General features: G+C 42.1%; 13 protein-coding genes. 11 read left to right on the top strand and 2 right to left on the bottom strand.

What is annotated here, in order from left to right; genetic code table 11:
- Positions 1-152: 152 nt before the first annotated feature.
- Both napA and AN944_RS00685 read left to right on the top strand, forming a co-directional pair.
- A complete protein-coding gene (gene napA, locus AN944_RS00680; protein ID WP_055022650.1) occupies positions 153-2,636 on the top strand; it encodes a nitrate reductase catalytic subunit NapA in 2,484 nt (827 codons plus the stop codon).
- Between the two features lie 107 nt (positions 2,637-2,743).
- A complete protein-coding gene (locus AN944_RS00685) occupies positions 2,744-3,169 on the top strand; it encodes a nitrate reductase cytochrome c-type subunit (RefSeq protein ID WP_055022651.1) in 426 nt (141 codons plus the stop codon).
- A gap of 415 nt (positions 3,170-3,584) precedes the next feature.
- On the opposite strand, the gene fusA is transcribed toward AN944_RS00685, so the two are convergent.
- Positions 3,585-5,669, bottom strand: coding sequence for an elongation factor G (gene fusA, locus AN944_RS00690; protein ID WP_055022652.1), 2,085 nt, complete (start codon positions 5,667-5,669; stop codon positions 3,585-3,587).
- A gap of 435 nt (positions 5,670-6,104) precedes the next feature.
- Entirely contained in the window at positions 6,105-10,661 is a 4,557-nt protein-coding gene (locus tag AN944_RS00695) for a biotin carboxylase N-terminal domain-containing protein (RefSeq protein WP_055022653.1), read from the bottom strand.
- A gap of 124 nt (positions 10,662-10,785) precedes the next feature.
- Between AN944_RS00695 and AN944_RS00700 the strand changes: the two genes are divergently transcribed.
- The 9 genes from AN944_RS00700 (at position 10,786) to AN944_RS00740 (ending at position 20,931) form a co-directional block, all read left to right on the top strand.
- Complete coding sequence (locus AN944_RS00700) at positions 10,786-11,697, top strand: LysR family transcriptional regulator (protein ID WP_055022654.1); 912 nt, start codon at positions 10,786-10,788, stop codon at positions 11,695-11,697.
- A gap of 53 nt (positions 11,698-11,750) precedes the next feature.
- Positions 11,751-12,920, top strand: coding sequence for a hypothetical protein (locus tag AN944_RS00705; RefSeq protein WP_055022655.1), 1,170 nt, complete (start codon positions 11,751-11,753; stop codon positions 12,918-12,920).
- A 221-nt stretch (positions 12,921-13,141) separates the two neighbouring features.
- Entirely contained in the window at positions 13,142-13,651 is a 510-nt protein-coding gene (locus AN944_RS00710; protein ID WP_225442258.1) for a SprT family zinc-dependent metalloprotease, read from the top strand.
- A 216-nt stretch (positions 13,652-13,867) separates the two neighbouring features.
- A complete protein-coding gene (locus AN944_RS00715) occupies positions 13,868-14,581 on the top strand; it encodes an endonuclease (RefSeq protein ID WP_144430109.1) in 714 nt (237 codons plus the stop codon).
- A 9-nt stretch (positions 14,582-14,590) separates the two neighbouring features.
- Positions 14,591-15,325 carry a 16S rRNA (uracil(1498)-N(3))-methyltransferase gene (gene rsmE, locus AN944_RS00720; protein WP_055022658.1) on the top strand — a complete coding sequence of 245 codons (735 nt, stop codon included), beginning with the start codon at positions 14,591-14,593 and terminating at the stop codon, positions 15,323-15,325.
- Between the two features lie 37 nt (positions 15,326-15,362).
- On the top strand, positions 15,363-16,316 hold the full coding sequence (gene gshB / locus AN944_RS00725; RefSeq protein WP_055022659.1) for a glutathione synthase: 954 nt from the start codon (positions 15,363-15,365) through the stop codon (positions 16,314-16,316).
- 71 nt (positions 16,317-16,387) lie between these two features.
- A complete protein-coding gene (locus tag AN944_RS00730) occupies positions 16,388-17,893 on the top strand; it encodes an alkaline phosphatase (protein ID WP_235530818.1) in 1,506 nt (501 codons plus the stop codon).
- A 161-nt stretch (positions 17,894-18,054) separates the two neighbouring features.
- Entirely contained in the window at positions 18,055-19,086 is a 1,032-nt protein-coding gene (locus AN944_RS00735) for a methyltransferase (protein WP_055022660.1), read from the top strand.
- Positions 19,087-19,263: 177 nt separating this feature from the next.
- Positions 19,264-20,931, top strand: coding sequence for a DUF342 domain-containing protein (locus AN944_RS00740; protein WP_055022661.1), 1,668 nt, complete (start codon positions 19,264-19,266; stop codon positions 20,929-20,931).
- Positions 20,932-21,046 lie beyond the last annotated feature (115 nt).

The following is a 21,046-nucleotide window of genomic DNA, read 5'->3' on the forward strand; positions in this document are numbered from 1 at the left end:
AAACTATCAGTATACTCATTGCGAGGTATACCCATGATAAATGTGAGGTTTAAACTCAACATTATAGAGATGAATAAAGCCATTATTTGGCATATAAAACGATGATTAACCTTTCAAGGTTATCAACTAACAGCAAAGAGTGAGGAAACACCATGAGCATAAGCCGTCGCGAGTTTCTAAAAGCCAATGCCGCTACTGCAGCCGCGTCGGCTGTTGGGCTTGCCTTACCAATCAAAATGGTTCAAGCAGAAGAGAAATCTGCAGAAATTAAATGGGATAAAGCCCCATGTCGTTTCTGTGGTGTAGGTTGTAGTGTATTAGTCGGAACAAAAGGCGGTAAAGTTGTTGCGACTCAAGGTGACCCAGAAAGCCCTGTTAACAAAGGTCTTAACTGTGTTAAAGGCTACTTCCTTTCTAAGATCATGTACGGTAAGGACCGTTTAACTTCGCCATTATTAAGAATGAAAGATGGCAAGTATGACAAAGAAGGTGAATTCACTCCTGTTAGTTGGGATGTTGCTCTAGACACTATGGCTGACAAGTGGAAAGAAAGCATCGCCAAAAAAGGGCCAACTTCAGTTGGTATGTTTGGTTCTGGCCAATGGACAATTTGGGAAGGCTACGCTGCATCTAAATTGCATAAAGCTGGCTTCTTAACCAACAACATCGATCCTAACGCTCGTCACTGTATGGCATCGGCGGTAGGTGGTTTCATGCGTACTTTTGGCATTGATGAGCCAATGGGTAGTTATGACGACTTCGAAGCGGCAGATCATTTCGTGCTTTGGGGCGCGAACATGGCAGAAATGCATCCAATTTTATGGTCACGCTTAACTGACCGTCGCTTAAGCCATGCTGGCAGCAAGGTTCACGTTTTATCAACGTTTGAAAACCGCAGCTTCGAGCTTGCCGACAACGCAATGGTATTTAAGCCACAGTCTGACCTAGTTATCTTGAACTATATTGCTAACTACATCATTCAAAACGATGCGGTTAATAAAGACTTCGTTAGCAAACACACAAACTTCGCTGAAGGTGTCACTGACATCGGTTATGGCTTACGTCCAGAGCATCCATTAGAGAAGAAAGCGAAAAACCCAGGTAACGGTAAATCTAAGCCTATCTCGTTTGAAGAGTACGCGAAGTTCGTTAGCACATACACTGCAGAATACGCTTCAGAAATGAGTGGTGTACCTGTTGAGAATCTTGAGGAAATGGCAAAAGCTTACGCTGATCCTAACATCAAGATCATGAGCTTATGGACCATGGGTATTAACCAACATACTCGTGGTGTTTGGGCAAACAACATGCTTTATAACATTCACTTGTTAACCGGTAAAATTGCTACCCCAGGCAACAGCCCGTTCTCATTAACAGGACAACCATCAGCATGTGGTACCGCTCGTGAAGTCGGTACATTCGCTCATCGTCTACCTGCAGATATGGTCGTTGCTAACCCTAAACATCGTGCGATGACTGAAGATTTATGGCAATTACCTGAAGGCACTATCCCGCCTAAACCAGGTTATCACGCCGTTCTTCAAAGCCGTATGCTTAAAGATGGCAAGTTAAATTGTTACTGGACTATGTGTACCAATAACATGCAGGCTGGTCCTAATATCAATGATGAAATTTACCCTGGTTTCCGTAACCCTGAAAACTTCATCGTGGTATCTGATCCATACCCAACGGTTACCGCAACTGCCGCTGACTTGATTCTTCCAACAGCAATGTGGGTAGAAAAAGAAGGGGCTTACGGTAACGCTGAACGTCGTACTCATATGTGGCATCAGCAAGTTAAAGCACCGGAAGGCGCTAAGTCTGATTTGTGGCAACTTGTTGAGTTCTCTAAGCGCTTCAAAGTGTCAGAAGTATGGCCTGCTGAATTAATTGCTAAAAAACCTGAATACGCAGAAAAGACGTTATATGACATCTTGTTCGCAAATGGTGTAGTGGATAAATTCCCTACTTCTGAGTGTAAAGGCGACTACAACGATGAAAATGATGCATTCGGCTTCTACCTTCAAAAGGGTCTGTTTGAAGAGTACGCACAGTTTGGTCGTGGCCATGGTCATGACTTAGATACCTTTGAAAACTACCACGAAAACCGCGGTAAACGCTGGCCTGTTGTTAACGGTACTGAAACAGTTCGTCGCTTCGTTGAAGGCAGTGACCCATATGTTAAAGCGGGTGAAGGTTATAACTTCTACGGTAAGCCTGATGGTCGCGCAGTTATTTTCGCTCTACCATTCGAGCCAGCAGCTGAAGAGCCAAATGAAGAGTTTGACCTATGGATGTCTACAGGTCGCGTACTTGAACATTGGCATACTGCAAGTATGACAGCACGTGTACCTGAACTGCATAAGTCATACCCTGATGCACAGGTATTCATGCACCCTAAAGATGCGAGTAGTCGTGGTCTTAAAAATGGTGATGAAGTGAAAGTGATTTCTCCACGTGGAGAAGTTAAAACACGTGTTGAAACCAAAGGCCGTAACAAACCGCCTGTCGGCGTGGTATTTATGCCATTCTTTGACGCTAGACAGCTGGTAAACAAGTTATTACTCGATGCGACTGATCCGTTATCTAAAGAAACGGATTTCAAGAAGTGTCCTGTGAAGATTGTTAAAGCCTAATTTGACTGACTTTCATGCCTCTTTAAACGATATTGAGGCATGACAACATCACTAATTTTCTCTATCCATTGATGATGAAACATAATGGATATGACGGAGTGTAAATCATGAAGAAAATACTCAGCCTTGCTGCGATAGTGCTCAGTCTTAGCGCTTGCTCAGGCCAACAAGCACAAGAAGCTGCCGCACCTGTAAATGTTAAATCACTTGCCGGAGACGTAGCCATTACTGATACGTTACCTGCAGAAGCTAAAGCGACTTACCCAAGTCGTGGGACAGCTTTAGAAAGAGATTTTGTGCATATGCCGCCGCTCATTCCGCATAAAGACTCTTATAAACTAACAACCAAGAAAAATGGGTGCTTAACCTGTCACAGCACAGAAAAAGCAGCTCGCATGAAAGCGACACCAGTGCATGAGTCTCACTTAAGTGCAGACGGTAAGTTTGATGATAAATATTACTTCTGTGTTCAGTGTCACGTTGCACAAGCTGACAATAAAGAAGCGTTAGTGGGTAACACTCACACTAACTAAGCTTTATTGAGTCAGAATACTGCTCGCAATAAAATGCCACCGTCCCATGACCGTGGCATTTTTTATGGCCGTTCATTGTACTCATGAGGCGCCCAGGCAGTCACCTCAGCTAACAAATAGTGCTGACGGCTAACATTATGATGGTTTTCAGTTTTAGCTGCCTTAGAGGCTTTACATTGCTTGCGGTAAAACGTCTTACCTTAATCATATTTCTTCCTTGATTAATTGTTGAGCCACATTTTGCATTGTAAGATGCAAGCTCTAATATGCTTTAGGTAGCCTCTTAATCAATAAGCGTTACTTGCATGTTTACTCTTAAACATAAACCGAATAGATAAACTGTCTATATTAATTTTGAAGCATAAAAAAACCGCTGCAAAGGCAGCGGTTTTTAATTAAAGGGTTTAGTTAAGAATTACTTCTTAGCTTCACGCTCTTTAACTTCAGCAATTACTTTTTCAGCAACACTGTTTGGACATGGTGCGTAGTGAGCGAATTCCATAGAGAATTGGCCACGACCAGATGTCATAGTACGTAGTGAACCGATGTAACCGAACATTTCTGATAACGGTACGTCAGCTTTAATACGAACACCAGTAACACCAGCCATTTGGTCTTTGATCATACCACGACGACGGTTAAGGTCACCAATTACGTCACCTACGTTGTCTTCTGGGCTGAATACGTCAACATTCATGATAGGCTCAAGAAGTTGTGCACCGGCTTTAGGCATAGACTGACGGAATGCGCCTTTAGCAGCGATTTCGAACGCGATAGCTGACGAGTCAACTGCGTGGAAAGCACCATCAGTAAGTTCTAGTTCAACGTCTAACACAGGGAAACCAGCAACAGTACCGGTGTTCATCATGCTAGCGAAACCTTTCTCAACTGCAGGCCAGAATTCTTTAGGTACGTTACCACCAACAACTGAAGAGCTGAAAGTGAAGCCAGAGTTTTGCTCACCTGGACGGATAACGTAGTCGATCTTACCGAACTGACCAGAACCACCAGACTGTTTCTTATGCGTGTAGCTATCTTCTGTAACTTTAGTGATAGTTTCACGGTAAGCAACTTGAGGCTCACCAACAATTAAGTCAACACCGTAAGTACGCTTAAGGATGTCTACTTTAATGTCTAAGTGAAGCTCACCCATACCTTTAAGGATGGTTTCGCCTGAATCTTCGTCAGTTTCTACGCGGAAAGATGGATCTTCTGCAATCATTTTACCGATAGCTATACCCATTTTCTCTGAACCACCTTTATCTTTAGGTGCTACAGCGATAGAGATTACTGGCTCTGGGAATACCATTGCTTCAAGAGTACAAGGATGTTTAACATCACATAAAGTGTGACCAGTTTGAACATTCTTCATACCTACGATAGCGATAATGTCACCAGCTTGAGCTGAATCTAATTCGTTACGCTCATCTGCTTGCATCTCAACCATACGGCCAACACGCTCAGTTTTACCTGTTGCAGAGTTAAGGATAGTGTCACCCTTCTTAATACGACCTGAGTAGATACGTACGAAAGTTAGTGCACCGAAACGGTCATCCATAATCTTGAATGCAAGCGCTTTTAATGGAGCATCTGCATCAACGATTGCGTGTTCGCCAGTTTCATTACCTTCTTCATCAGTAAGAGGTTGTGGATCAACTTCAACTGGGTTAGGTAAGTAATCAACAACAGCATCAAGAAGAAGCTGCATACCTTTGTTCTTGAACGCAGAACCACAGTATGTTGGGAAGAAGTCCATTGTACGAGTACCCTTACGGATACAACGCTTGATGTCTTCCATAGATGGCTCTTCGCCTTCCATGTAAGCTTCCATTAGATCGTCGTCTTGCTCAACAGCAGTTTCGATTAACATTTCGCGGTATTCTTCTACCATGTCAACCATGTCAGCTGGAACGTCTTCAATCTTGTAGTTTTCTGCTTGGCCTGTTTCATCCCAAACCCATGCTTTACGGGTTAATAGGTCAACAACACCAGAGAATTCGTCTTCGATACCAATCGGTAAAACCATAACTAATGGATTAGCAGCTAGAACGTCTTGAGTTTGCTTAACAACACGTAAGAAATCAGCACCCATACGGTCTAATTTGTTTACGAAGATGATACGCGCAACTTCTGATTCGTTAGCATAACGCCAGTTAGTTTCTGACTGAGGCTCAACACCACCAGAACCACAGAATACACCTACACCGCCATCAAGAACTTTAAGCGAACGATATACTTCAACTGTGAAGTCAACGTGGCCTGGAGTGTCGATAACGTTAAAACGGTGGTCATTCCAGAAACAGCTTACTGCTGCTGACTGAATAGTAATACCGCGCTCAGCTTCCTGTTCCATGAAGTCAGTAGTAGATTCACCATCATGTACTTCACCGATCTTATGGATCTTACCGGTTAGCTTTAGGATACGCTCGGTGGTCGTGGTTTTACCCGCGTCAACGTGAGCGAAGATACCAATGTTTCTGTATTTGGATAATTCGGTCATGATTCAACTTTAATGATTAGTTAAGAGGTAAACGGAGTATGTAAAAAAGCTAGACACACCGCACATCTGGTTATTTAAGGCGCATATTGTAAGTGGGAACCTTCAAATGCGCAAATGAGACTTGCAAAATTTATCACATTTCGCATAAAAAAATTGTCCTTAATTTCAATATTTCTAAATAAAACAACAAAATAAAAGTTATTGTTTATTTTTCAAACAACTTAATTTTTTATGTTAAAACGCCGCATTTTTGACAACGGCTAGCTCAACCGAGGTAAATTTCGTGCAATTAGCAACAAAAAAGCCAATTTGTATCAAAACAAACATGCTATTCGTTAAAACTTGCTGGTAATTACCATAAAAAAATCCCCAGCCATAAACTGAGGATTTTTGCTATATCATCGCCATAAACATTACATTATGGCTTGTTCATTATTACTCACCGTCAATCGGTAAAATAACAAACAGTAAGTCGCCTTGTGATACTTGCTGACCGTTACCATTCAGAATACGTTCAATACGGTACTTCTGATTTTCAGGGTAAAGAATCGCATTTTGACGGTTAAAGCCGGCTAATGTGACTTGTGAGAACATCTTCATCGCTTCTGTAAGCGCTAAAGTTTGATCTACAGTGACAATGTCACCTTCTTTAACGAAGTCAGGCTCACCTGGCGCTGGAGAGGTATAGAAGATACCGGCACCTTGTGCGAGTACTTTAAGTTCATTACTCTCTGCAACACGTAGTGATTCAGTATCTAAACCAACAGTTTCAGCCGCTGCTTCCATTTCAGCAACCAATGCAGGTACGTCTAGCTCTGCCATTAGGCGTGGCAGATAATTCGTATCGTAAACACCTTGGTTAAAGGTGGCATCTTTCAGAATTAGCTTCAGTAATGGAATGTTAGTCGCAATACCCTTGATAACGACACTGTCTAGATATGCAGACATCTTAGAGACAACATCTTCACGTGACTCACCACGGATAATGATTTGAGCGATTAAGCTATCGTAGTATGGCGATACTTCCTTGCCAGTTTCAGCGATAGAAATAATCTCAATACCTTCACCTTCTGGCATCACGCACTCAGTTATCATGCCAGGGTTTGGTAATAATTGAAGTACACCTTCGCTGTCTAAAGCTGCTTTTTCAGCAGTGACACGTACTTCCATCGCGTAACCTTGCTCAACAGGCTGTAAATCTTCAATTGAGCGACCTGCAGCAATATCGAACTGAGCGCTAACAATATCGATACCAGATGTTGCTTCAGTAACTGGATGCTCTACTTGTAGACGTGTATTCATTTCCATGAAGTACACTTCGTTAGCATCAAGGTTGTAAATAAACTCAACCGTACCAGCACCCATGTAATCAGTCGCATCACCTAAAGCGCGCGTATACTCCAGTACACGTTGCTTCAATTCTTCAGGCAACATGGTTGAACCAGACTCTTCGATTACTTTTTGGTTATTACGTTGAACTGAGCAGTCACGAATACCCAATACTTTGGTGTTACCAAACTTATCACGTAACAATTGCACTTCGATGTGACGAAGTGAAGTCACGTATTTCTCAAGGTATAAATCACCGTTACCAAATGCTGCAGCCGCTTCTGTAGAGGTTTTTTGGAATAAGCCAATCATGTCTTCAGGCTTAGTCACAACCTGGATACCTTTACCGCCACCACCTTGAACCGCTTTAAGCAATACTGGGTAACCAATTTCAATGGCCACATTCACTGCTTGTTCAGCATTAGTCAAAATACCATGTGAACCAGGTACAACAGGTACATTTTGCGCTTGCGAAGTCTTAATTGCATTCGACTTGTTACCCATAGTCGTCATTGAATGCACGCTAGGGCCAACAAAGTTAACGCCATTGTTTACACACAATGCAGCAAACTGCGGGCTTTCAGATAAGAAACCAATACCTGGGTGAAGTGCATCTACGTTTTCGTAATCAGCAACTTTCAGAACAGAGTATGCATTTAAGTAACTTTCATCTGAGGTGTTACCACCAATACAAACCAGCTTATCGTTAACTTTCAACATATCTGCTGGCACTGAGGTCATATCAGGATCTGAAGCAACAAGAACAACATTGATGTCATTATCATGTGCCTTACGGATCAATTTAACCGCTGTACAGCCACGTGCGTGAACCAAGACTTTGTCAATTGGCTTCATCAGCATACGAGGATCGTCTTGAACGATTTTCTCTTCTATCGCTTTCACTTCCGGCACTAAGCTTGATAATGCTTTCGCAATGACATCATGAGCATGTAATGTCGGTAGTGGCATTAATGGATCAATGCTTGATAAATGGCTATCGAGTGTGTCGCTGAATGGGTTATGCACTAACCCCGTCATTGCACCAGGTACTTTTGATAAGTAGTTAGATAACGTTGCAGTAGACGGCAAGTAAGCAGGAACAACCATTTGACCCGCAAACGGCATATTTGTACCTGATAGGTAGTAAGTTTGCACTAAAGGATGCGTTACAAAACTTGCTTGAGCACCACCAGTACAATCACCAAAGCCAAACATCAATACTGGTAATTCGTTATCACGAACAAAACGGGTAATACGGTCATTAACCACAGCCATTGAGAATAGCGCAGCTGCACCTTCTTTAGTTTGCATACCACCTGAACTGATGAAACAAACGACAGGTAATTTACGCTTAGCACATTCAATCAATAGTGCGCTGAACTTCTCAGCGCTCGCCATATCAAATGCACCCGCTTGGAATGCAATATTTGATACCGCAACACCTACGCGTAATTTGCTTTCGCCATGTTCAAAGTCAGCAAGGCCTGTGATTAAACCACATGGGCGAATGCCTTTATCTAATGCGTCTTCAATAGATAAACGGAAACCTGGGAAGTTAAGTTGGTTTGCCGACATTTTGTCGCCATTTAGCTCTTCGAATTCTGTGAAGAACTTAGCAATCACACTTTCCCAACCCATTTTTCCTTGACGTTTTTCATCACGTAAAACTTTTTGGATAAGTAAATCTTGGTAACCCATAGTCAAACGGTTCCAGAAGTCTTTACGACGACCAATGCGCACAGGGTTAATTGCACCCGTGTACTTTGAATGGTCTTCTTCACTGTCAAAGTATTCTGGTAATAAACGTTCAAAGAAGTAAGTTAAAATCACGAATAAACTGTCGTTTAATTGCGGGAAACCAACACTCTTCCATTGCTCAACACGAGTCAGCAGTTCAGCACGGTTCGATTGACCCATGAAGAATTTAAGCCACTTGTAGAACTTACTTTTATCATTGGCATCATCATTAGTAGATAATGCAGTGTCGATAGAGGTATGTAATAGCTTATCAACTGATTCACGCGATAAGCTTTTAGACATCATCGCTTCTTTAGAAATCGATGCTAAATTTTGAACCACATTGTCATATAACGCATTGAAGATAAGTACGTTGTGACATTGCCAAATAAAGTCTTCACGCAGCTCATCATTAACAACAATATCAAGCACGGTTAACTGATTAAGCTCAGGCCATGGCGCTTGTGTTGTTGAAGCAGGTAAAGACTCAAGGTACTTGATTAAGCCTTTAAAGTTGTTCGCAGCATTGCTTTTCCAGCGATGATATAGCGACCAACCAATGTTGAATAACAATGCCTTACGTGCTTTTTTATAGTTTTCTTTTGGCTCACCAAGAATGAAACGAGTAATGACGTTACGTTCAGCTGAAATTTCGCTACGTTTACTGTCGAATGTGCCCCAAAGTTTATTCAATTCTTCATCGTAAACTAGCTTATCCGGCGTTGATAACCATGCTTGGAAAACACTGTCTTGTTCTTGTTGAATACGTGCTAATAAATCACCTTCAGGCACACTGACTTTCGACAAGCGACCATACTGTTCAACAGAAATAGAATGAATACGGCTACGTAAGGTTAAATAACGTAGGTAACGATATGCACTGCCAAATAAGTTATGGTGCATGGTCGGGCTGTTCGCCACAGCCAAACCTTGGTTATTTTCAAGTGCAGCTAAGTTCTTAGATGGGTCTAAGAAACGCGACAAACTACGGTCATAATGCTCACGTAAATCATCAGAATCACGAACGAAAGTAATTGCTGCTTTCTCTACTGCTTCAATACCACTGATAATTGCACGACGTAAATTATGTTGGCGCTCATCTTTATCGTATGGTGAGAAATCGACGATACCGTCGATACAACCTGCAGAAAGTAACTCTTCTGGTGATACACCGACTGACTTAGCACATTCCTGCCAAGACAAGTTGTATTTACGGGCAATTGATTGCAAACCTTGAGGCTGAATAGTATTGAAAATACCATCACGTAATGACAATAAGATGTTGGCTGCAGCTAATGGAATTGCACCGCCTGAGTAACCTGCACCAATGACAATACCAACGGTTGGAACATCAACGTTGGCACTTTCAGCAATCGCTTTTGAAATCGAGTGTGCTTGGTTTTGACTGTTAGCCACTTCGCCCGCATCAGCACCTGGAGTGTCAATGAGGTATACGATTGGCATTGATAATTCAGCAAAATGACGAATCGCTTTACATGCCGCTAAGTGATGCTCTGGCATCCACGCGCCATTAGATGTGGTTCTTTCTTGAGCGATAAAACCTACACGACGAGTACGAGATCCGAAATTTAATTCAATTTCAGCACTGTAAAAAGAGCCTAAATGCTCTTCAGTGATCAGCTTACCTTTAAGGTCTGCAATCACACGTTTGGCACTAGGGCGGTTTTTATCTTGAGTCGGTTGAATAACCTTAGATACATAACTGTCAACATCAAGTGTCGACAATTCTTTTAAATTCGATTGGATAGCATCTTCAGAAAGTAGACCTTTAACTTCTTCAGCTAATGTCTGCTTACTGTGGGCTGGGAAAAGCGAAAAATCTTTAGCTAAATGTTCCGCTTGTAAAAATAGTGGATCAGCCACTTGTTGTACTGTCTTGTTTACGGGCTGCTTTTTGCTAGTCATCCTTAGATCCTCTGCTTTTATAGCCTCTAAAATTTTTAGTCGGTAAATATAACTTTGTTCGCTGTCCAATTACCATTAAACTGTCAAAGACGCTTTGTTCCATTTTTGAGACAGTGAGGCTAAAGTGCCTGATTTAAACGGTATGATGCTGTTTGCAGCAGTAGTTAGAGCAAAAGGCTTTTCGCAAGCCGCCCGAGACATCGGACAACCAAAATCAACCATAAGTCGCAAAGTAGCTCAATTAGAAGAGCAACTTGGCGTGCGTTTATTGCAACGGGACACGCGTAATTTAAGCCTAACCCAAGTTGGTGCATTATTCTTTCAGCATTGCGATTCGATTAGCCAAGAAATTGATGCTGCCAAGGCCATTATTGAAAATACCCATAGCGATATTTCGGGGTCTTTGCGTATCGCAATTCCAGTGTCATTTTCTCAAGAAGTCATTGCTAACTTATGTAGTAGCTTCATGCGTCTTTACCCCAACATTGAGCTGGATGTTCAATTTACCGACAGTAATGTAGGCTTAGTGGGTGAAGGCTATGATATCGCCATCAAGTACGGGCCGTTAGAATCCTCTGACTTAGTCGCTCGATTGCTTTTTGAGCGCCAACCTATTTTAGTCGCAAGTCCTGGTTATCTCAAAAAATCGGGCACGCCAGCGACGCCCCAAGAGCTAGCTCAGCACAGTGGGATATTATTAGGAACAAGCTTATCAGCACCAATATGGCCTGTTGGTAAAGGGAGCCGTAAAACAATGGCCACCTTTAAACGCAAAGTACGCGTTAATAGTGCCAGTATGGTTAAGCGACTCGCTCAAGATGACTTTGGCATTGCGATGTTATCAAATACCAGTTGTAAGCAAGAGTTAGCCGCAGGAACATTAGTGCCACTTTTGCAAGAATGGCCGATGGAACCATTTAAAGTTTATGGGGTTTACTCAAGCCGCCGCCAGTTAGCCAGTAATATCAGTGCATTTTTAGACTTCTTCGCCAAACGTTATAGTAGTCAGGAGTCATTACAATCTATAATGAATTAGCGATCTAGCCGTGTTAAATTAAACAATAACAAAGACATTCTAAAGGAATAGCCATGTTCAAGCCCTTAATCACAAGCACATTAGCTGCAGCAATGTTGCTCAGTGTTAATCCCGCCTATGCGCAAAATGAATCAAGCAGCCTAAATGTAGAAGAATTGCGCCTTCCTAATGTGATGGAAGTGATGGCAGATGTGGCTAACCGCTTTGATAACCTTAATACACAATTAGATAATAAGCTCAATTCATCAACGGATGAACTGGCCATTACGCAAATGGTGGCATCACAAGGAACCAAGCTTTGGCAACAGGCAGTCGCCGATGTTAAAGCAGGTAACTACGATGACCGCGCGCTCTACTGGAGCCGCTTAGCAATGCGAAAAACCTTAAAAACAGCAGATGCTGGTTACAATATAGTGCCTTGGCAGCGCGACATTCTGATTAACGCATTTGAGAAGTCATCTCGCGGGTTAAGCGATATTCACTTTAAACCAGAAACACGAATAAAGATCCTAGTCACTGGCTTTGACCCTTTCTTTTTAGACAAAGACATCACTCAAAGTAACCCTTCAGGATTAACTGCATTAGCACTTGATGGCATGACGTTCGACGTTAATGGTAAACAAGCTCAAATCGAAACTGTGATGATCCCAGTTCGTTTTGCTGATTTCGATGACGGTATGATTGAATCTCTACTGACACCTATGTATCGCGATAACAGTATTGATATGATTTTCACCGTCAGTATGGGGCGAGATGATTTTGATATTGAGCGTTTTCCTGCAAGAGGCCGCAGTGCTGCAGCGCCTGATAATCTCAATGTTTATACAGGTGCCAGTAAAACAGCTCCACAAGCTCCGCTATTCAATGGAGGAACATTAAACGGCCCTGAATTTGTTGAGTTCTCACTGCCTGTTAGAGCAATGCAACAAGTAGAGGGTAAATGGAAGGTCAATGACAATCATCAAGTCACCACCGTGAGCCGTGGACAATTTGATGCGAAAAACATTTACGAATTAGTCAATGAAACATCAGTTGAAGGTTCTGGCGGCGGCTATTTGTCCAATGAAATATCTTATCGTAGTATCTTGCTAAAACAGCAGTTTAACCGTGATATTCCTGTTGGGCACATTCATACCCCGAGAGTCAGTGGTTATGATGCCGATACGGAATGGGCCATCGTTGAACAAATCGTCGACATGGTAAAACTTGCCGCTGCAGAATAACTGCAGCATCACTCATCTTGCCGCATGCTATTATCTCAAGGTTTGCGGCAGGACGATTCTACACGCTATAATCAAGCTCGATGTATTCATTTCCTTATTCACTATAAACGCTTTCAACAAGCCTTTTAGCCAAGCCAAATATGCTTAAATCATTGTTCCGTCGTCAAACGCAGTCATCAATAAACCACGCTGCACCAAGTATTCCCAACGATAAAGCATCGATGAAAACTTGTTTACCTAAAACTGAGGCGCAACAACAAATTTTACGCAAAGTAGAAGCAGACTATCTGCAGGCAGAAAGCTTATTGAAACGTCAATTCCCACGCCCTACTATCCAATTTACCTTAAGAGGAAAAAGCGCAGGAACGGCTCATCTCCAATTAAATAAGCTCAGGTTTAATCCTGTATTACTTGAAGAAAATATCACTGAATTTATCGATCAAGTTGTGCCTCATGAAATCAGCCATTTACTCAGTTTTCAACTGTATGGTCGGGTTAAGCCCCACGGGCAAGAGTGGCAAAACATCATGACTAATGTATTTAATGTACCTGCCGATACGACCCATAAACTGAATACTCAATCCGTTGCAGGTAAGCAATTTCAATATCGTTGTGACTGTGGGCCTATCATGTTATCCATTAGGCGCCACAATAAAGTGCAACGTCATCAAACACAGTACCGCTGCAAATCTTGTCAGCAAGTATTAACGCCATTAACTCTTTCGCAATAACTTTCGCAATAATCTGCTATTTAATAATGCAAAATATGAGCTTATGGTCTGGTCGTTAAAATCCAAAATACAATCCACAGTTCTGATTGCATCCCAAGTTTCAATCCCTTACCATCCTCTGCAAATATCAGGCTAAACCAACCCGTATAGCCTGTGCCGTATTGAATGTCGTTAGGGTTTATTGTGCCGTATTTAAAAGTTTCAAATCTGTTCCAAATGGGTATCGTGTTATTTGTTATCACAACTATTACGAGTGTTAGTGCGCAAGCAGCCCAACATCCATCAAGTTTTAGAAGTGCGAAAAAAATTGCCCAGAAGATATATAGTCAGTCATTACCAATGAGCAGCTTTTATTGCGGTTGTGATATTGAAGTGATTGGTAAACAATGGAAACCAAACCTAGACAGCTGTGGTTACCAAGTACGCAAACAAATTCCACGAGCAAATCGAATCGAATGGGAGCATGTTGTCTCTGCATGGGAGTTTGGTCATCAGTTGCAATGCTGGCAAAATGGCGGTCGTAAAAATTGCGGCAGAACCAGTGCAGAATTTAAGAAAATGGAAGCCGATTTGCACAATCTAACCCCTGCTGTTGGTGAAGTTAATGGCGATAGAAGCAACTACCGCTTTAGCGAATGGAATGGAGAAGCCACACAATATGGCCAATGTGCTATGGTTGTTGACTTTAAAGGCCGCAAAGCACAGCCGCCAAAGCAAAGCCGCGGCGCAATTGCTCGTACCTACTTTTACATGCAGCAAACTTATGACTTAGCCATCTCTGCTAGCCAGAAACGCTTATTCAACGCATGGGATAAAACTTATCCAGTTGATAAGGTTGAATGTTTAAGAGATAAATTAATTTCAGAGAATCAAGGCAATCATAATAATTTTGTCTTAAAACAATGTCAGAATCTCGGCCTCATTGATTAAGGATTTACTATGCGCGTCCCAAGAATTTATCAACCAATCAATGATCTTGCTGTTAATCAGCACGTAAAACTAGACGAAGATGGTGCTGCGCACATTGGTCGTGTTCTGCGAATGACCGAAGGCGAAAACATCCGTTTATTTACTGGAAATGGCAACGATTATTTGGCAACAATAATCAGTGCAAACAAAAAAAACGTCACCGTTGAAATCATTGAAAATACGCCAAATAATTCGGAGTCACCACTAGACTTACATTTAGGTCAAGTGATATCTCGAGGTGACAGAATGGACTTTACCATTCAAAAGTCAGTTGAATTGGGCGTAACCACTATTACCCCGCTCTTTTCTGACCGCTGTGGGGTCAAATTAAGTGGCGAACGTTTAGAAAAGAAAATCAGCCAATGGCAAAAAATTGTCATCAGTGCTTGTGAACAATCGGGACGTAGTTTCGTACCGAAAGTCAGGCCTGCAATGACACTTAATCAATGGTGTGCTGAGCAAACTGACGCATTAAAGTTAAATCTGCACCCGCGTGCTGCACATGGCATTAATGGACTATCGCTAGAAAATACCAAGGTTCGGTTATTAATTGGCCCTGAAGGCGGTCTATCAGAAGAAGAGATCGCCATGACGGAAACACATCAATTTACGGATGTGTTACTTGGCCCTAGAGTATTACGCACAGAAACAGCTTCACTGACTGCGATTACCGCGTTGCAACTACGTTTCGGTGATATCGGTTAATCAATGATAATAAGCATTGAGAAAATAAGGATAAAGTATGATTAAGCTCGGCATAGTAATGGATCCAATCAGCGACATTAACATCAAAAAAGACTCAAGTTTTGCAATGTTAATGGCAGCCCAATCTCGTGGTTACGAACTGTATTATATGGAAATGCAAGATCTCGCTATGGTAAATGGCAAGGCAATGGCAACCATGCGTTCACTGACAGTTGAAGATAATGCCACTAAATGGTTTGAATTAGGCGACAGCGAAGATACGCCACTTGCTGACTTAGATGTCATTTTAATGCGTAAAGATCCGCCATTTGATACTGAGTTCATTTATGCCACTTACATGCTTGAACGCGCTGAAGAAGAAGGCGTTTTAATCGTCAACAAACCACAAAGTTTGCGTGATGCGAATGAAAAATTGTTCACTGCTTGGTTTCCAGAGTTTACCCCTGAAACCGTGGTAACTCGTGATGCCAAACGCATCCGTGCTTTCCTCGCTGAAAAAGGCGATATTATTCTTAAACCACTTGATGGTATGGGTGGCGCATCAATTTTCCGTGTAAAACAAGATGACCCGAACATTGGCGTTATTTTAGAAACGCTCACAGAGCACGGTTCACGCTACGCCATGGCACAAGGCTTTATCCCAGAAATTAAGCAAGGTGATAAACGTATTTTAGTTGTTGATGGTGAGCCAGTCCCTTACTCACTTGCACGTATACCCATGAAAGGTGAAACCCGAGGTAATTTAGCGGCAGGTGGCAGCGGGGTTGCTCAACCGCTATCTGAAAGCGATTTTCATATTGCACGCACCTTAGGGCCTGAACTTAAAAAGCGTGGCCTCATCTTTGTTGGGTTAGATGTTATCGGTGATAAGCTCACCGAAATCAATGTTACTAGCCCAACGTGTATCAAAGAAATTGAAGCAGCGTTTGATGTCGATATTACCGGCATGCTAATGGACGCAATTGAAGCACGAATCAATAAACAAGCTTAACAATATTATAGGCTCAATAATGACGGTCATTTACCATCAAGTTGAGCCTTAATTTTACTTCAGGATTTATCATGACAATAAGAACAACACTAAGCTTAATGCTTGGGATGACCCTGTGTTTCTCATCGGTTTCTATGGCAAGTCAGCCATTAGCAGAAGCCAATATGCTTGCAGCAACCAAACAGACCAATCAAGTACAGGTTCAAGTTTCTAGTGTTTCTGATACCACAGTTTCTAGTGCTCCAAGCACAGCACCACAAGCCACAAATTCTGACACAGCTTCAAGCAAGGACTCATCAACACCTATTGTCGCGCCCATCACTAATATTCCTAATAAAAAAGCAAAACAAACTTCAGGCCCGGCTAAACCCAAGAATATGATCATTATGATTGGTGATGGTATGGGTCCCGCATACACCACCGCCTACCGCTATTTTAAAGATAACCCTGAAACACAAGAGATTGAACAAACAGTGTTTGATCGCTTACTTGTCGGTATGTCAAGCACTTACCCTGCACCTGTTAGCGGATATGTCACAGACTCAGCCGCATCAGCCACAGCCTTAGCGACGGGCTTTAAAACCTATAACGGTGCCATTGCTGTTGATGAAAATAAACGTCCGTTGACAACCATTATGGAAATGGCTAAAAAGCGAGGTTTATCGACTGGCGTAGCTGTATCATCTCAGGTAAATCATGCCACACCAGCAGCTTTTCTTGCCCATAATGAACACCGCAGAAACTACGTCGAAATCGCTGAGGACTACCTTAACTCTGATGCAGATGTCATTTTAGGTGGCGGACAAAAATATTTTTCAGAAGCCTTACTGAAGCAATTTACCGATAAAGGGTATCAGCACATCACAGAGTTTGCTCAATTAGACTCTATAACCGAACCTAAAGTGCTAGGACTGTTTGCCGATGTGCAACTGCCTTGGGTCATCGATGACAAACAAGGACACAAACTCAGCACCTTAACTCAAAAAGCATTAGATTTATTATCTCAAAACGAGCAAGGTTTTGTCTTAATGGTTGAAGGTAGCTTAATCGACTGGGCTGGCCATTCAAATGATATCGCCACGGCCATGGGAGAAATGGATGAGTTCGCTAATGCTATCGAGGTTGTGGAGCAATTTGTTCGTGAACGCCAAGATACGCTAATGGTTGTTACTGCTGACCACAATACCGGTGGCCTATCTATCGGCGCAAATAATGAATACGCTTGGGAGCCCGCGATTCTTCATCAGATAACCGCTTCACCTGAAATGATTGCAAAAGCACTAATCGCAACTGATGAATGGCAAAAACGTTTTAATGAGCTCATTGGTTTTGAGGCAACAGACGAAGAAATCGCTAAGCTTAGCGCTGCAAGAATGCAGGGACAAAAGCAGCTATTTACAACCATTTTATCTGTCATAGATCTTCGTACAAACACAGGTTGGACGTCTTTAGGACACACTGCTGATGACGTACAAGTGTTTGCCGCTGGACCGGGAGCAATCTTATTCAGTGGTCACCAAGATAATATTGATATCGCCACCAAGATGATGAGTTTATTGCCTAAAGCTGCTCAATAACCCTTAAATCTCATCTCTTGATGAAAGGGCGCAGTATTAGCTGTGCCCTTTTTTATGCAAGTTTACCTTTAATAAACACGCTTTGATAACGTAAACAGTTCAGCACTTCTTTGCTATAATCGCCCTCATAACAACTGAGTTAATTTATTAAGGTCGATTCTGTGCTCACCAACACTTCTCAAGTTTTAATGCGCAATGTTCAATTCATCGAAAACCAGCACCTGCTGATTTTAAACCATGAAGCCGATACTCTCGCATCAGAGCTCCTTAGTCATGCTGCATCAGTTACAAGCTTAGCGCTTGATTTTAATCATTATCAATATGTGGCTAAACAGGATAAAGCGCATCTTACGAGCTACTTTGGTCACCAACTGCCTGACGATACCAAACAGAAATTTGATACTGTCATTGTCTACTTTCCAAAAGCAAAAGCATTGGCGCCCTACCTATTTCAATTAGCAGCTCAACATCTATCTGTTGGCGGTACGCTTATCGTTATTGGCGACAATAAAGGCGGAGTAAAATCCTTAGCAAAGCTATTGCCTGACTATTATTCTGCGCCATTAAAGCGCGATAATGCTCGGCATTGTTTACTATTCATTGCTGAATTAACCGCAATTGCACCAATATTCTCGATTGAAGATTGGGTCAGCCACTATTCATTATCGACACCACAAGGAGACATTACTATTTGTAACCTTGTTGGCGTGTTCAGTGAGAAAAAGCTCGATCAAGGTACTGAATTACTACTGTCAAACCTGCCAGAATTATCGGGAAGAGTTCTAGATTTCGGCTGTGGAGCTGGCGTTATAAGTGCAGCAATGCTTAAAGTAAACCCACAACTTAACGTTGAATGTATTGATATTAATGCAATGGCGCTCAAAGCCTGCGAGCTGACCTTAGCAGCCAATCAGATGACTGCTAAAGTTTATCCATCAGATGGCTTTAAACAAATACAAGGGCAATTTAACGGCATAATTTCTAATCCGCCGTTTCACGATGGATTAGCCGCCACCACACATATTGCCAAAGATTTCGTCAAACAAAGCGCCAGCAGTTTATCTGCCAATGGTGTATGGCAAATTGTGGCTAACCGTAACCTTCCATACGCAGACACAATTGCAGCAGAATTTGGCCAAGTTAATGTTCCTGCTGAAAATAATAAGTACAAATTGTACTTTTTCCATAAGTAACAACAAATTAACAACTAAAGAAAGATGAGTGCTAATTCTCAATTTGCGCTCATAAGCTTGATAATTATCTAGTCTTTATTCATAAAAACAGCTACATTTTGATATCAACATCACACATTATGAAAAACAATACATGAGCTAACACGCATTTAAGTCTCATGGCTAATAAGGGTTTTTATGCTGGATTGGAGCATGGCTGTTTTTAATGAAACTCAAACCCAAGTAGAGTTTCGTGTTACGCCCAATATTCATGGGCCAATTTCTGAAGATGACGTAAAACAGCTACTGACGCAGGCAGAGTTTGCCATGCTGAAACCGTTAACCCACAATATTCATAATTGTGTCGCTGAAGTTAATGCCCTCAGCACTCATGACAATGGTAAACATGAGTTATTTTTTATCATTGGTGAACGAGCTGATGGCAGTGTGACCATAGAAATCAGCGAAGATAAAATGTCGGCCTCTATGACATTAGAATCAGCATGGGGTGGAAAAGACCCTTCACTGCCAATGATCCTCAACACCCTAAAATCCCATAAAGTCAAAATGGGATTAAGCAAACCTAAAATTCAATCTCTGATCCAGCAATTAGCGATTTTACCGCCAGGTGAAAGTTGCAGTAGCCAAATCGCCATTGGCAAATTAGCTGTAAATGGCATTAATGCAACATTAACAAGACAAGTCCCCCTTGCTCGTGAACGGTTATTACAACCTCAAGAACGTGAAGATGGCTCTGTCGACATGCGAAATCTGGGCGCAATGATCATGGTGAAACCAGGCGACGTTTTAATGATAAAAACGCCTGCGACTACCGGTACTCCAGGCTATAACGTACACGGGGAACCTATCATGCAGATTGAGGGCAAAGATCTGCAAATGAAGCCTGGTAATGGCACTGAATTATTAAATAGCGATACCAACCAACTTGTCGCAACAGTATCTGGTCAACCTGTTGAAACACCAAAAGGTATGCAAGTAGATGATGTGCTGCAAATTAAAGATGTTGACGTAAAATACGGCCATGTTGATTTTGAAGGTAGTGTCTTAATCACAGGCGATGTCCACGAGGGGATGAAAGTAAAAAGCACTGGTGACATTACTGTTATGGGGTTTGTAGACTCAGCTAGCCTTGAAGCCCAAGGCGATGTAATTGTCAGTAAAGGAGTCATTGGCCGACAAATTAAAGAGCATGAGTTAAGTACCCATATTACTGCCCGTGGCCAAATCTGTGCTCAGTTTGTGCAATATTCCAATTTAACCGCCAAAAGTGACATCTTAGTCACTAAACAACTGCTTCATAGCCATTCAGTCTCAGACAATGTCATTACCGTTAGCGATCCTAATGCCAGAAGAGGCGATCTTGTCGGTGGGCGAGCAACCGCTAAAAAAGGCATTAAGGCTGTAGCCTTTGGCGCAACGGCTGGCACTAAGACTGAGCTTTATTGCGCCATGGATCAAACTGAGCTCAAAGCTGAGGCTAAAGCCAGTGATGACCAAGCTAAGCAGCTTGTTGTCGCAGGATTAGATATCGAGTCTCGCTTGAGAAAGCTGCCTCCTAAAACGGAGTGGCAAACAGATGCGGGAATGATTGAGCAAGTGAAAATGATGCTTGATGAGAAAAAAGAAATCGCCAATCGCCGTGCGAAAGCTGAAGCAGAATGTAAGCAACTTCAGCAAGAAGTGGATGGCTATTACAGTAAATATTTTGTGCAAGCAGAGAAACACATCTTTGCCAATGTAGAGATTCATATTGGCCCAGCGCAAAATCGCACCCAGCGTGAACATGGCCCTTGTCATGTTAAAAACCTCCATAATGAAATCAGTTTCGATTATGGTAGCCATTAATTTCTAACTTGGCCGTTCGGGATCAGCTAATGCAGCAATTAGCATGATAATTGTTGCTATCAAACAGCAACTTATAAAACATTCAACGTGAGAAACCTAATCGTTTTTTACTAAA

The organism is Shewanella sp. P1-14-1, assembly GCF_001401775.1.
GTDB lineage: Bacteria > Pseudomonadota > Gammaproteobacteria > Enterobacterales > Shewanellaceae > Shewanella > Shewanella japonica.

Coding starts and splice junctions, on each gene's coding strand:
- napA (WP_055022650.1), top strand. CDS start 153: ATGAGCATAAGCCGTCGCGAGTTTCTAAAAGCCAATGCCGCTACTGCA.
- AN944_RS00685 (WP_055022651.1), top strand. CDS start 2,744: ATGAAGAAAATACTCAGCCTTGCTGCGATAGTGCTCAGTCTTAGCGCT.
- fusA (WP_055022652.1), bottom strand. CDS start 5,669: ATGACCGAATTATCCAAATACAGAAACATTGGTATCTTCGCTCACGTT.
- AN944_RS00695 (WP_055022653.1), bottom strand. CDS start 10,661: ATGACTAGCAAAAAGCAGCCCGTAAACAAGACAGTACAACAAGTGGCT.
- AN944_RS00705 (WP_055022655.1), top strand. CDS start 11,751: ATGTTCAAGCCCTTAATCACAAGCACATTAGCTGCAGCAATGTTGCTC.
- AN944_RS00710 (WP_225442258.1), top strand. CDS start 13,142: ATGAAAACTTGTTTACCTAAAACTGAGGCGCAACAACAAATTTTACGC.
- AN944_RS00715 (WP_144430109.1), top strand. CDS start 13,868: ATGGGTATCGTGTTATTTGTTATCACAACTATTACGAGTGTTAGTGCG.
- rsmE (WP_055022658.1), top strand. CDS start 14,591: ATGCGCGTCCCAAGAATTTATCAACCAATCAATGATCTTGCTGTTAAT.
- gshB (WP_055022659.1), top strand. CDS start 15,363: ATGATTAAGCTCGGCATAGTAATGGATCCAATCAGCGACATTAACATC.
- AN944_RS00730 (WP_235530818.1), top strand. CDS start 16,388: ATGACAATAAGAACAACACTAAGCTTAATGCTTGGGATGACCCTGTGT.
- AN944_RS00740 (WP_055022661.1), top strand. CDS start 19,264: ATGCTGGATTGGAGCATGGCTGTTTTTAATGAAACTCAAACCCAAGTA.